The organism is Pantoea sp. EKM10T (assembly GCF_011800685.1).
Lineage (GTDB): Bacteria > Pseudomonadota > Gammaproteobacteria > Enterobacterales > Enterobacteriaceae > Pantoea > Pantoea agglomerans.
Map to the genome: position 1 here is coordinate 314,563 of NZ_JAALEU010000001.1, position 13,041 is coordinate 327,603.

The window sequence follows — 13,041 nt, forward strand, 5'->3', positions numbered from 1 at the left end:
AAAAAAACAGTGGATTTACCCCCTTTTTCTGCCGTTTGATTTGTCATTGCCCCGCGTAAAATCAACCCAATCGTCGATAACACGCGATTTTCTGCCTCAGACAACGACCGATAAGGGCCCAACAGGTGGCAAAAACTTTTCTGCGCAGCGGTAATTTAGATGCAGTTCTGGCGTTAGGTGAAAATGGCCAGCCGGTCTACGCCTCAGCATTGCAAATTCGTGAAACCCTGCGCCTGCGCCGTCAGAGCGCACTGGCAGATTGCCTGGCCATTCCTCAGGCCAATGAACGGGGCGATCGCCTCGACTGGTATGCCCCTTTTAGCGGCCGGGTCAAATCCTGGCTGGGTGCCAGCGATCATGAACGTCGCGCGGCGCTGCAACAGCTCACCGCCTGTCAGCAGGATATGCAGGATCTCAGTACGCGCGCGCGCGCAGCTGAGAACCCATCAATGCGGCTGTTTGGTGCGCTGCTGAGCAAAACCCTGCAATTCCCCGACCAGCAGTATGTCTATCTGGTTGATGGCAAACCGGTCATCACCTTCTGGGGCTTTGTCGATGCCCAGGCGCGCAGTCGCGATGACGCACTGGCCTGCCTGCGTGACACGCTGGAAGAGAACCTGCCGGTGGCGCTGGTTGAACCGCTGCCTGAGCTGCCTGCCGCGCCGGTCATCGCTGAACCAGTGATGATCGCTGAGCCCGAACCTGAACCTGAGCCTGTGGCTGAACCGCTGCCGGTTGCGGCCACCGTTGAAGCTCAGCCAGCGACGCCTGTAGCGGCTCGCCGCCGTTTCCGCGTCTGGTATCTGTTACCGCCGGTGGCGATTGCTGCTGCCGTGACGGTGGCCGTGTTGCTGCATCGTTCTGAACCCGTAAAAACACCGGTTGCCACTGGGAAGCCAGCGTCAGTCCCGGCAACGGTATCCATTCCGGCCCCTGCTGCGACTCCGGCACCGGTTGCGGCGACACCGTCTGTCACCCCATCTGCCGAGCAGGCAGCACCGGAAAAACTCCCCGAATCGCAGCCGCAGAAACCGGCCAACACCACCACCGATACCGCACCGGCAGACGCATCTGCTACCCTTGCCACAACGGTGACGGCGCCGGTTCCGGCCAAACCCGATGACCTGATCGTGACGCCGGATGCGGTGCGCGATGGCCAGGTTAGGGTGATTGATGGCCGCTGGCGTGTCACTATCGACCAGATGCCGACGCCAACCGGTAAGCCTCCGGTGATGCGCTTCCAGTTTAAAAACGGCAAAGGCAGCGTGCAGATCGCCCAGGGCAATACCACCTGTAAAGCGGATGTCAGCGCGGCCATGACCAGCGCCGGTAACCTGGTGATTGAGAGCCGCTACACGGCGAAGTGCCAGAACAATTCGCGCTACCGTATGCCGCTGCTGGTCTGCCATGCGAGTATCGGTGCCGCAGTGTGTGAAGCGCAGTATGCTGATGACCGGGTCTTCCCGATGACGATTAAGCGTGAGAGTAAATAACGATGCTGGCTCCCCTGATCGATGACAAACAAAAAATTTCGCTGATTGAAAACAGCGGCGTGCAGTTTCTGGATTTCGGCCTGCAACTCTCAGATACCCCGGCGCGCCGCCAGTTTGTGCGCCAGACCGCCAACGGCCCGCTGCTGCGCCTGAACGTCGATGGCAACAGCGGTAAGTTCCTGCTCTATCCGGAAGATGGCGGCGCTGCGGAAGTGGTGCGCCCGGAGTCTGATATCGCGCTGGCGGACTCGCTCTCTCTGCTGTCAGCCTGCTGGCTGCCGCTGCCGATGCTGCGCTGTGCCAGCGGACGTCGTTTTATCGGCGGCCCTGAAAACTGGGCGCGGATGCGTCTGGTTGCGCTGCCCGCGCCCGATGCAGCGGGCAATACCCATCGCGTCAGCCTGGCCTTTGATACCCGCTGCGTGGCGGAACAGGATGGCGGTGAACAGCTCGGCCTCAGCCCGGCTGATGCTCAGAACGGTGTGACTTTTGCGCTCGCCTGGCACAACTACGAGCTGGGTGATTTTCTTGACCTGACCTGGGTTGACGGCTGGCTGCGCGAATCCTTTACCGACCGCGTCTCCGATCGCCGCGAACAGGCGATTAATCAGGCGCTGCGCGAGTTTGAGTATCAGGCGCACTACCTCAATCTGCTGGAACTGCTGGGCGAACAGCTCGACCTCAGCGAGATCCATATTCAGGCCGCCACGCTGCAGACCCCGGCGGTCAATGTCGATATCATTCTGGATGTCGGTAACTCCCATACCTGCGGCATTCTGGTTGAAGATCACCCGGAAGAGAGCAACGGCCTGAAACAGACCTATGAGCTGCAGCTGCGCGATCTGTCGCAGCCGCATCAGGTTTACAACGAGCTGTTTGACAGCCGTCTGGAGTTTGCCGAGACCCGTTTTGGCAAAGCGAACTTCTCGCTGGAGAGCGGTCGTGAGCAGGCCTTTATGTGGCCTTCTCTGACGCGCGTCGGCCGTGAAGCGAGCCGTCTGGCCCTGCAGCGTGTGGGACTGGAAGGCAGCACCGGCCTCTCCAGCCCGCGCCGTTATCTGTGGGATGAGGCGCGCTATCAGCCAGGCTGGCGTTTTAACACGCCCGGCGAGCAGGCTGAACCGCTGGCCTATGCCGCACCCTTTACCACCCTGCTCAACGACGAAGGCCAGCCGCTCTCGACGCTGGCACCCGACGATCGTCTGCCGGTCTTTTCTCCGCACTACAGCCGCAGTTCGCTGATGACCTTTATGCTGTGTGAGCTGCTGGCTCAGGCGCTGATGCAGATGAACAGCGCGGCACAGCGTCAGCGGATGCCACAGAGCCACGCGCCGCGTCAGCTGCGCCATGTGATCCTGACGCTGCCGTCAGCGATGCCGAAGCCGGAGCGTGAAATTTTCCGCCGCCGGATGCAGGAGGCGCTGGCGCTGGTCTGGAAAGCGGAAGGCTGGCTGGCTGACGAAGATGACCTTTCACCAGCACTGCCACGTCAGAACCCGAAACCGCTGCCGGATGTGCAGATGGAGTGGGATGAAGCGACCTGTGGTCAGATGGTCTGGCTGTTTAATGAAACCCAGGTCAACTTTGCCGGTCGCGCCGAAGACTTTTTCAGCAGCATGGCCCGTCCGGATCGCCCGCGCGATGCTGACGAACTGCCAGGCAAGAGCCTGCGCATCGCCTCGATTGATATCGGCGGCGGCACTACTGACCTCGCCATCACCCAGTATCGTCTGGATGATGGTCAGGGCAACAACGTCAAAATCACGCCGCGACTGCTGTTCCGCGAAGGCTTTAAAGTCGCGGGCGACGATATCCTGCTGGACGTGATTCAGCTGTGGATTTTACCGGCGCTGCAGCAGCATCTGCAGAAAGCGGGCCTGACGCTGGCGGAACCGCTGATGAACAAGCTGTTTGGTCACGACAGCCGCATGGACGGTCAGGCCACGCTGCGTCAGCAGATCACCTTACAACTGTTTATTCCGCTGGCGCAGGCGGTACTGGAACGCTACGAAAACTGGGATCCGCTGGAGAGCCACGCGGAGATCAACGCACTGTTTGGCGAGCTGGTCGATCAGCCGCCGGGCGAAGCGGTACTGGCCTTCGTCAACGGCGAGATTCAGCGCGAGCTGGGCGGTAACAGCCGCTTTGACCTGCTGCAGGTGCCGCTGGTGGTGAGCCTGTCCCAGCTGCACGGCGAATTTATGCAGCACCGGATGGCGATTATCCCGGCGCTGCGCTCAATGTGTGAAGTGGTGTCGCTCTACCAGTGTGACGTGCTGCTGCTGACCGGTCGCCCGTCGCGCTTCCCGGGCATTCAGGCGCTGGTGCGTCATCTGCAACCGCTGCCGGGCAGCCGTATTTTGTCGCTGGAAGGCTATCACACCAGCGACTGGTATCCGTTTAACAAACATGGCCGCATCGACAACCCGAAATCGACCGCGGCGGTCGGCGCGATGCTCTGCCTGCTGGCGCTGGATCTGCGCCTCAGCAGCTTCTGGTTCCGCGCAGGCGATTTTGAACCCTACTCGACGATTCGCTATCTTGGCATGCTCGACGAAAACCAGGCGCTGACGGACGAGAACCTCTGCTACAGCGAAATTGACCTCGACGATCCCGGCTATGTGTTGGATAAAAAGCGCAGTTTCCGTATTCGCGGCAACGTCTGTCTCGGCTTCCGCCAGCTTGATAACGATCGCTGGCCCGCCTCGCCGCTCTATAGCCTGACGCTGAACGACGCCACCCTGGCGCGTAAAGTGGCCGGTGAGAGCGTGCTGCGCATCCGGCTGGCGGTAAAAGCCGGACCCGACGCGTCCGGCCCGGAAAGTCTGGTGCTGAGCGATGCCCGCCTGGATGATGGCACCCGCGTGCCGCTGGAGCAGTTGAGTCTTAAGCTGAATACCCTGTCGGCGACCGGCAATGCCAATGCGCAATACTGGATTGACAGCGGGAGCGTGTGTAAACGATGAAAGCCCTGAAACCCCGTCAGCCGCAAACGCTGGCAAAACGTCTTGGCCTGTTGCAGGACGCCCTGAATAACAGTCTGGCCTGGATTGAGAGCAGCCGTGAGCAGTCGCCGCGTCTGGCGCTGGAAGCAGAAACCCTGACGCTGCAACTGCGCCAGGCGCGCGTGCAGACTCAGGCGCTGGCGCAACAAGTGGCGCGTCCGGTGACGCTGGCGCTGTTTGGCCAGTCGCAGGCGGGTAAGGCCTGGCTGCTGAACGAAATGGTGGCCGATGCACAGGGCCAGTTAGTGACCCGCATGGGTGATAAACTGCTGAACTGGTTTCAGCATATCAATCCCGGCAACCTCGATTTTGCTACCGCCACCCGTTTCAGCCATCAGCGCGAGCCGCTTTCAAACGAGTGGCCGGTTGAACTGATGCTGCTGAGTGAAGCGGAGATCGTACGGCTGATGGTCGCCTGTGCCGGCGCGACAACGCCCGACACCGCACAGATCGACAGCGCACTGCAGCGCCTGCAGCGTCATCGCCTCGCCACGCCGCTGGCGGGTCTGGAAGGCGATGCGCTGGTGACACTCTGGTCCTGGTGCCGTCGCCGTGCGCACCACGATGCGCGGCTTGATCGTCATTTCTGGCCGCAGGCGGTTGAGCTGGCGCCCTGGCTCAGCGTTGACGACCGGGTACAGCTTTTTTCACTGCTGTGGCCGGGTCAGCCTGAACTGAATGAGATGCTGCGCACCCTGCTGCATCTGCGTCACCAGCTGCGTAACAGCAGCCGGGTGCTCGCCCCGCTGAGCCTGCTGACCGACACATCACTACTGCCAGCCGAGCAGCTGATTGTTCCGGCCAGTGAGCAGGATCAGCAGCAGCTGGTGGAAGTCTGCCCGCTGAATGGTAACCGCATCGGTAAGGCGCAGAACGTGCCGCTGGGATTACTGGCGCTGCTGACGCTGGAAGTGCTGGTCCCGCTGAGTTCCACACCGCGAACCGCGCTCTATGATGATGCCGATATGCTGGAACTGCCCGCGCCAGGCCAGTCCGGTGACGCGGCAACCCAGGAAGATCGTCAGCGCCTGCAGCAGCAGGATCCGCTGCGTGCCCAACTGCTGGAACAGAAACGTGCCCTGCTGCCTGGTTTTTACGCCGCGCGTCAGGCAATTGATCTGCTGCTGGTCTGTACCGCAGCCAGCCAGCGTCAGGATGCCGACCTCGCCAGCGAAACGCTGCGCGAATGGCAGCGTCAGCAGCCCGCACAGGAATCCGCAGAGAAACCGCGTCTGATCTGGGCGATTACCCCTTTCGATGCCCGCCATCAGCAGGTCAATGTGGATGAAGCGGTGCAGCGTCAGATGGGACAGCCCGGTCAGCACTGGGGATCGATGCTGGCACTGGATCGCGCGGGCGTCGACCGCATGGCGAGCTGGTTGCAGGATGAGATGCAGCCGGAAGCGCGCCGCGACATGCTGCTGGCTCAGCTGGCGCAGATTCAGCACACTGTGGTGGAGCGGCGTTTATTGCCCTGGACCGAAGCGGGTGCCAGCCCGGAACAGGCGGCACGCAAACAGAATATCGCCGATACGCTACTGAAGTGTTTACAGCATCGGACCGGCCTGCATGGCGAGCTGCTGGAACGCCTGCAGCCGCCGCGTGAGGCGCTGCGTCAGCTGTGGCTCAATCAGTCCGCCTTACAAGGCAGCAAACCGGCCAGTATTCAGGCACCGGAAAATCAGTTCGGTATCGGGTTTGAATTTGACCTGTTCAGTGAGAGCCCGGCTGAAGCGCCGGTTCAGCCGCGTCAGAGTCTGCAGAGCGCGCAGCAGTATCCGCGTCAGGTGCTGCTGCTGTGGCTGGATCATCTGCGTCAGCTGCCGGAAAACCGCAGCCTGCTGGCGTTGCTGAACGTGGATAAGCCAACGATGGAGTGGCTGGTTGAAGAGCTGATCACGGCCGGATTCCGCACCGATATCGCGCAAAAGCTGCAGCTGGCGCTTCATGAGCCCGATACGCAGAGCGTCAGCCATGAATCACGCGCGGATCGTCAGGTGACGCGGGCGATGACGGTGCTGGGGGATTTTGTGGCCTGGCTCGGCTTTTTACAGCGTCCTGAAAATGAACGCCCTGCCAGCCGCGTTAACCGGGGTCAGGTGATTTTCTCGCGGCCTCCGGCTCCCAGCGTCAGCTTCAGTTCCGGTCAGCGTCTGACCAAACTCTCTGCCGCCCCGGCCAACCACACGGCCTACTATATCTACGACTGGCTGGTGGGGCTGAACCAGGTCATCATTGAGAACAATGGTTACACTGGCGGCGGCGATCTGCCACTGGCAGCACGCGAAGCGCTGGTAGCGCTGCTCAAGCCGCTACGCGCTTAATCAATGATCAGGCGCAGTTCGCCCTCCAGCGACTGCGCCGCCTCTTCCAGCAGCGCCAGCACCGGCGCTAAATCGGCCTGATGTGCGGCATAGTGCTGCAACCACATTGTCGCAGGCAGCGCCATCCCGCCCGTCAGCCAGTCCCATAACGCATCCAGATTATGTCCGAAGGTCTGCGGACAGCCGCTCTGCTCAGCAAACTGCTGATAAAACGCCGCGCGCGTGGTGAGCTGACGCAGGTCAAAGGTCAGATTAAGCATGATCAGGGCACCTGCCTGAAACTGCGGTAGTGATCGGTGGAGAGAAACACCAGCCCGTCTGAGGAGTAGACCAGGCGATCGGCGTCGCGATGCCCGCAGCGATAATTCACATCCGCTTCATACCACTGACGGCCCGCACGCGCGGGCAGACGCTTCTCACGGTTCGTAAAGCGATCGCCGCCAATGGCTCTGCCTGGCAACACGTCACACAGGTTGCCTTTGGCCGGATTCCAGCCACGCTTGCGCGCGTCGTTTTTGGTGAGGTAGTAGTCCGGCAGTTGCTGATGCTGCAGCACCCAGCGCGCCACGGTATGGGCGTCAGTCAGGGTGGCGATATCCGCCTGGGCAGGGGCTGAAACGGAATTCAGATAGGGTTTAAGGCCGTAGAAACAGGCCGCGAGGACGAGAAAAAGTCCAATCCAGAGTTTTTTTGACATGATGGCATCCGTGACGACAGGACGCAGATGATACCAGTTTTGCGCGCAGAGAAAAGCGCGGGCCAGACAAGCTGGCCCTGGCGAGGTTATGCTGCGTGCGAATCCCCGCTGTGCCGACGCCATGCACCCGGCGCGACGCCATACTGGCGTTTGAAGCTGCGGTTAAAGGATTGCTGAGAGTCGAAACCTAACGAGATAGCCACATTAAGAATTGGTTCATCTGTGCTGGTCAGGCGGTCGGCTGATTTCTTCAGCTTCTTAACCCGGATGTATTCACCCAGTGGATAACCGGTGTGCTCTTTAAACATGCGCTGCAGGTGCCATTTGGAGTAGCCCGCGCGCTCTGAAACGGTATCCAGATCCAGACGTGCTTCGATGTTGTTATCAATCCAGTCGATTAAATCGTGAATAAAAGCATCACTCATCATTCCAGTCTCTCCTGTCGCCGTGGCGAAAAGTATTAGTATCAGTTGCAGTTACACTTAAGGGTGGCTGACTATGCCATTTAATGCAAGTTTTATTAGTACATTAAATGCCGCACTATTTGTGGGGTTTTAGCTAAGTTGTTCAGGCTTTCATCGCCCTGCCCTAAACCGCACATAAAGTGTATCTGTTATTCTTGCAGTTGCCAGCCACGCAAGCCTACACTCACCGCGATTAATTGCAATCTTAAAAGTTGCAAATATTGGCCTGCAGGCCGCCTGTTTATATCTATCGCGGAATAACAACAATGATTACGAACCGGGTTCGTCAGGGTTTAACCCTCTTAGGGATGGTACTGCTCATCACGCAACTGAGCGGCTGCGATAAAGGTGTGGCACAAAACGCCGCTCCCCCGCCGCCTGAAGTGAGTGCCGCACCCGTGCTGATCAAACCGGTCAGTCAGTGGGACAATTTCAATGGCCGGGTTGAAGCGGTGCAGAGCGTGCAGTTGCGTCCGCGCGTCTCTGGCTACATTGATGCCGTTAACTATCGTGAAGGCGATGAGGTCAGAAAAGGTCAGGTACTGTTTACCATTGATGACCGGAGTTACCGCGCGGCGCTGGAGCAGGCCAAAGCGGAACTGGCCCGGGCGCGCAGTCAGGCGAGTCTGGCCCGCAGCGAATCGGGCCGCAGCGAGAAGCTGATCGGCACGCAGGCGATTTCCCGCGAAGCGTGGGAGCAGCGTCGTTCTGCCGCCAGTCAGGCGCAGGCGGATGTGCTGGCCGCAGAGGCCGCGGTCGATATGGCGCAGCTGAACCTCGACTTTACCCGCGTCACCGCGCCGATTGATGGCCGCGCCAGCCGGGCGATGATCACCGCCGGTAACCTGGTGACCGCCGGCGACAGCGCCAGTGTGTTAACCACGCTGGTGTCGCAGCAGCAGATGTATGTCTATTTCGATGTCGATGAGAACACCTTCCTGAACTATCAGGCGATGGCGCGTCAGGGCCAGCAGCGCCATGCGCTGCCGGTTGAGATTGCGCTGGTCGGCGAACAGGGTTTCCCGCACCAGGGCAAAATTGACTTCCTGGATAACCAGCTGACCGCCAGCACCGGCACCATTCGTATGCGCGCCCTGCTCGACAATCAACAGCGGCAGTTTACGCCTGGCCTGTTTGCCCGCGTGCGTCTGCCCGGCAGCGCGCAGTTCGAGGCGGTGCTGATCGATGATAAAGCGGTATTGACCGACCAGGATCGCAAATATGTCTACGTGGTGGATGGCGAAGGTAAAGCGCAGCGGCGCGATATCCAGCCTGGCGCGATGGTGGATGGTTTGCGCATCGTTAAATCGGGTCTGCAATCCGGCGACAAGGTCATCATCGCCGGTCTGCAAAAAGTATTTATGCCCGGCATGCCGGTCACTGCTCAGCCGGTCGCCATGCGTGCGGCAGCCGCTCAATAACCCGAGGCCGCTATGGACTTTTCCCGCTTTTTTATCGACCGGCCCATTTTTGCTGCGGTGCTGTCGATCCTGATTTTTGTGACCGGGGTGATTGCCATCCCGCTGCTGCCAGTCAGTGAATATCCCGACGTGGTGCCACCCAGCGTACAGGTGCGCGCCGAGTATCCAGGCGCTAACCCGAAAGTGATTGCGGATTCCGTGGCGACGCCGCTGGAAGAGGCAATCAACGGCGTCGAAAACATGATGTACATGAAGTCAGTGGCCGGTTCTGACGGCGTGCTGGTGACCACCGTCACCTTCCGTCCAGGCACCGATCCTGATCAGGCGCAGGTACAGGTGCAGAACCGCGTAGCGCAGGCGGAAGCCCGTCTGCCGGAAGATGTGCGTCGGCTGGGGATCACCACCCAGAAGATGTCGCCGACCCTGACGCTGGTCGTCCACATGTTCTCACCGAACAATACCTACGATTCGCTCTACCTGCGTAACTACGCCACCCTCAAGGTGAAAGATGAGCTGGCCCGGCTGCCGGGTGTCGGTCAGATTCAGATTTTCGGCGCAGGCGAGTATGCGATGCGCGTCTGGCTTGATCCTAATAAAGTGGCGGCGCGTGGTCTGACCGCCTCTGACGTGGTAACGGCGATGCAGGAGCAGAACGTGCAGGTCTCTGCCGGTCAGCTGGGTGCCGAGCCGCTGAAAAAACAGAGCGATTTTCTGCTGTCAATCAACACCCAGGGACGACTGGAGAGCGAGCAACAGTTTGGCGATATCATCCTGAAAACCTCGGAAGATGGTTCGCTGGTGCGGCTGCGCGATGTGGCGCGGATTGAGATGGGCTCGGGCAGCTATGCCCTGCGCTCGCAGCTGAATAACAAAGATGCGGTCGGTATCGGCATCTTCCAGGCACCTGGCGCCAACGCCATCGACCTCTCCAATGCGGTTCGCGCCAAAATGGATGAGCTGGCGACCCGCTTTCCCAACGACGTGAAATGGGCCGCGCCTTACGATCCGACGGTGTTTGTCCGCGACTCGATTAAAGCCGTGGTGCAGACTCTGCTGGAAGCGGTCATTCTGGTCGTGCTGGTGGTGATTCTGTTCCTCCAGACCTGGCGCGCCTCGATCATTCCCCTGCTGGCGGTGCCGGTTTCGATAGTTGGTACCTTTAGCGTGCTCTATCTGCTTGGCTTCTCGCTGAATACGCTGAGCCTGTTCGGGCTGGTGCTGGCGATTGGTATCGTGGTGGATGACGCCATTGTGGTGGTGGAGAACGTCGAACGTAACATTGAGATGGGGCTGTCGCCGCGCGCCGCTGCACATCAGGCGATGCGTGAAGTCTCCGGGCCGATCATCGCCATTGCGCTGGTGCTGTGCGCGGTGTTTGTGCCGATGGCGTTTCTCTCTGGCGTCACCGGGCAGTTCTATAAGCAGTTCGCCACTACCATCGCCATCTCTACAGTGATCTCTGCCATTAACTCGCTGACGCTCTCGCCTGCGCTGGCGGCGATGCTGCTGAAAGATCATCACGCGCCGAAAGACCGGCTGACGCGGATCATTGATGCGCTGTTTGGCTGGCTATTCCGGCCGTTTAACCGCTTCTTCCAGCGCAGTGCCCATGGTTATGAATCGCTGGTGGGCCGTACGCTGCGTCGCCGTGGCGCCGTGTTTGGCGTCTATATTCTGCTGCTGGCGGGTGCCGGATTTATGTTCCACACCGTTCCAGGTGGATTTATTCCGACGCAGGATAAGCTCTACCTGATTGGTGGCGTGAAGATGCCGGAAGGTTCCTCTCTGGCGCGCACGGATGCTGTGATTCGTAAGATGAGCGAAATCGGTATGCAGACCGAAGGCGTCGCCTATGCGGTCGCGTTCCCTGGCCTGAATGCATTGCAGTTCACCAATACGCCGAACAGCGGCACGGTGTTCTTCGGTCTTAAGCCGTTTAATGAGCGCAAACATACGGCGGCGGAGATCAACGCTGAGATCAATGCGAAGATCGCTCAAATCCAGCAGGGCTTTGGCTTCTCGATTATGCCACCGCCGATTCTGGGGCTGGGCCAGGGCTCGGGCTATTCGCTCTATGTGCAGGACCGCGCGGGTCTGGGTTATGGCGCACTGCAGACGGCGATTAATACGCTGTCAGGCAGCATCATGCAGACGCCAGGGATGCACTTCCCCATCTCCTCTTATCAGGCCAACGTTCCGCAGCTTGATGTGAAGGTAGACCGGGATAAAGCCAAAGCGCAGGGAGTATCGCTGACCGCGCTGTTCAGCACGCTCCAGACCTATCTTGGCTCGTCGTATGTGAATGACTTTAACCGCTTTGGCCGCACCTGGCGGGTGATGGCGCAGGCTGACGGGGATTTCCGCGACAGCATCGAAGATATCGCTAACCTGCGGACCCGAAACGATCGCGGTGAGATGGTGCCGATTGGCAGCATGGTCAACATTACCACCACCTACGGTCCCGACCCGGTGATCCGCTATAACGGCTATCCGGCGGCGGATTTGATTGGTGATGCCGACCCACGCGTACTCTCCTCGGCGCAGGCGATGAGTCAGCTCGAAGCGATGTCCGGTCAGCTATTGCCAAACGGCATGAACATCGAGTGGACCGATCTGAGTTATCAGCAGTCAACGCAGGGCAATACCGCGCTGATTGTCTTCCCGATGGCCGTGTTGCTGGCGTTCCTGGTGCTGGCCGCGCTGTATGAGAGCTGGACGCTGCCGCTGGCGGTGATCCTGATTGTGCCGATGACCATGCTCTCTGCGCTGTTTGGCGTCTGGCTGACTGGCGGTGACAACAACGTCTTCGTGCAGGTCGGACTGGTGGTGCTGATGGGGCTGGCCTGTAAGAACGCGATTCTGATCGTCGAGTTTGCGCGGGAGCTAGAGATTCAGGGCAAAGGGATTGTGGAAGCGGCGCTGGAAGCGTGTCGCCTGCGTCTGCGTCCGATTGTGATGACCTCCATCGCCTTTATCGCCGGTACAATACCGTTGATTCTGGGTGAAGGCGCGGGTGCAGAGGTCCGCGGCGTTACGGGTATTACGGTCTTCTCCGGCATGCTCGGCGTGACGCTGTTCGGCCTGTTCCTGACGCCGGTGTTCTATGTGGCCCTGCGCAAGCTGGTGACGCGCCGGTCAGGTAGTGCATCGTCCGTGACGGCGTAAACCGTAAAAGTTAAAAGGGGCGACCATATGATCGCCCCTTTTTTTGCCTGTGATTCACTGATGCCGGCAGACCCCGCCTTGCAGGCTAGCGCCGCTTTAATCTTTCATTCAGCGTTTCAATGATAAACGCATTCAGCGAGGTTTCATTTTGCGCAGCAGCCTGAGACAGGCGCTCTCCCAGCGATTCAGGATAGCGCAGCCGTAAAGGTCTTAATTTTTTCCTGCTCAGCATAGGGATTAATGCCGGAGGCTGCACAATCTTCCAGGTATTCGCGCAACGAAATCTCGCCCTCTTTGTACAGCCCCAGTACGCTGTCAGAGACAAAATCACAGTAGCCTGACATGCCAGTAAAGCGCCCACGGAACATGTTGAGTTCAGGAACATAGGTGATCATGGCGGGTTGCCCGGCGACATTAGCCAGATCTGAATTATTACTCATCTTTGACCTCCAGCGTTCTGCTTGCGGACAGA

Annotated in this window: 8 protein-coding genes and 1 pseudogene; 5 read left to right on the forward strand and 4 right to left on the reverse strand. The window is 59.6% G+C overall.

Annotated elements, in window-relative coordinates:
- The first annotated feature begins 125 nt into the window (after positions 1–125).
- Genes HFD95_RS01500 through HFD95_RS01510 form a run of 3 tightly spaced genes read left to right on the forward strand, consistent with a single transcriptional unit; the run spans position 126 to position 6,822 of the window.
- On the forward strand, positions 126–1,493 hold the full coding sequence (locus tag HFD95_RS01500) for an SrfA family protein (RefSeq protein ID WP_167429743.1): 1,368 nt from the start codon (positions 126–128) through the stop codon (positions 1,491–1,493).
- Positions 1,494–1,495: 2 nt separating this feature from the next.
- Entirely contained in the window at positions 1,496–4,459 is a 2,964-nt protein-coding gene (locus HFD95_RS01505; RefSeq protein ID WP_033757570.1) for a virulence factor SrfB, read from the forward strand.
- The gene (locus tag HFD95_RS01510; protein ID WP_167429744.1) at positions 4,456–6,822 is read left to right on the forward strand and encodes a virulence factor SrfC family protein; all 2,367 of its coding nucleotides are present in this window, start codon (positions 4,456–4,458) and stop codon (positions 6,820–6,822) included. The genes HFD95_RS01505 and HFD95_RS01510 overlap by 4 nt, the downstream gene beginning before the upstream one ends.
- Here the strand turns inward: HFD95_RS01510 and HFD95_RS01515 are convergent.
- From HFD95_RS01515 to HFD95_RS01525, 3 genes are all read right to left on the reverse strand, one after another.
- A complete protein-coding gene (locus HFD95_RS01515; RefSeq protein ID WP_010670099.1) occupies positions 6,819–7,082 on the reverse strand; it encodes a barstar family protein in 264 nt (87 codons plus the stop codon). The genes HFD95_RS01510 and HFD95_RS01515 overlap by 4 nt on opposite strands.
- A gap of 2 nt (positions 7,083–7,084) precedes the next feature.
- Positions 7,085–7,519, reverse strand: coding sequence for a ribonuclease domain-containing protein (locus tag HFD95_RS01520; RefSeq protein ID WP_010670098.1), 435 nt, complete (start codon positions 7,517–7,519; stop codon positions 7,085–7,087).
- An 86-nt stretch (positions 7,520–7,605) separates the two neighbouring features.
- Positions 7,606–7,947, reverse strand: coding sequence for a helix-turn-helix domain-containing protein (locus HFD95_RS01525; RefSeq protein WP_009090299.1), 342 nt, complete (start codon positions 7,945–7,947; stop codon positions 7,606–7,608).
- Positions 7,948–8,249: 302 nt separating this feature from the next.
- On the opposite strand from HFD95_RS01525, the gene HFD95_RS01530 reads away from it, so the two are divergent.
- Positions 8,250–9,404, forward strand: a complete 1,155-nt coding sequence (locus tag HFD95_RS01530; RefSeq protein ID WP_010245312.1) for an efflux RND transporter periplasmic adaptor subunit — start codon at positions 8,250–8,252, stop codon at positions 9,402–9,404.
- A gap of 12 nt (positions 9,405–9,416) precedes the next feature.
- A complete protein-coding gene (gene oqxB / locus HFD95_RS01535; RefSeq protein WP_010670097.1) occupies positions 9,417–12,569 on the forward strand; it encodes a multidrug efflux RND transporter permease subunit OqxB in 3,153 nt (1,050 codons plus the stop codon).
- A gap of 85 nt (positions 12,570–12,654) precedes the next feature.
- Here oqxB and HFD95_RS01540 read toward each other — a convergent pair.
- Positions 12,655–13,009, reverse strand: a pseudogene (locus tag HFD95_RS01540) (type II toxin-antitoxin system HicB family antitoxin).
- Positions 13,010–13,041: the final 32 nt, after the last annotated feature.

Excerpts from the sequence above, each read along its gene's own strand:
- HFD95_RS01505 (WP_033757570.1), top strand. The coding sequence starts at position 1,496 with ATGCTGGCTCCCCTGATCGATGACAAACAAAAAATTTCGCTGATTGAA.
- HFD95_RS01510 (WP_167429744.1), top strand. The coding sequence starts at position 4,456 with ATGAAAGCCCTGAAACCCCGTCAGCCGCAAACGCTGGCAAAACGTCTT.
- HFD95_RS01515 (WP_010670099.1), bottom strand. The coding sequence starts at position 7,082 with ATGCTTAATCTGACCTTTGACCTGCGTCAGCTCACCACGCGCGCGGCG.
- HFD95_RS01520 (WP_010670098.1), bottom strand. The coding sequence starts at position 7,519 with ATGTCAAAAAAACTCTGGATTGGACTTTTTCTCGTCCTCGCGGCCTGT.
- HFD95_RS01525 (WP_009090299.1), bottom strand. The coding sequence starts at position 7,947 with ATGATGAGTGATGCTTTTATTCACGATTTAATCGACTGGATTGATAAC.
- HFD95_RS01530 (WP_010245312.1), top strand. The coding sequence starts at position 8,250 with ATGATTACGAACCGGGTTCGTCAGGGTTTAACCCTCTTAGGGATGGTA.
- oqxB (WP_010670097.1), top strand. The coding sequence starts at position 9,417 with ATGGACTTTTCCCGCTTTTTTATCGACCGGCCCATTTTTGCTGCGGTG.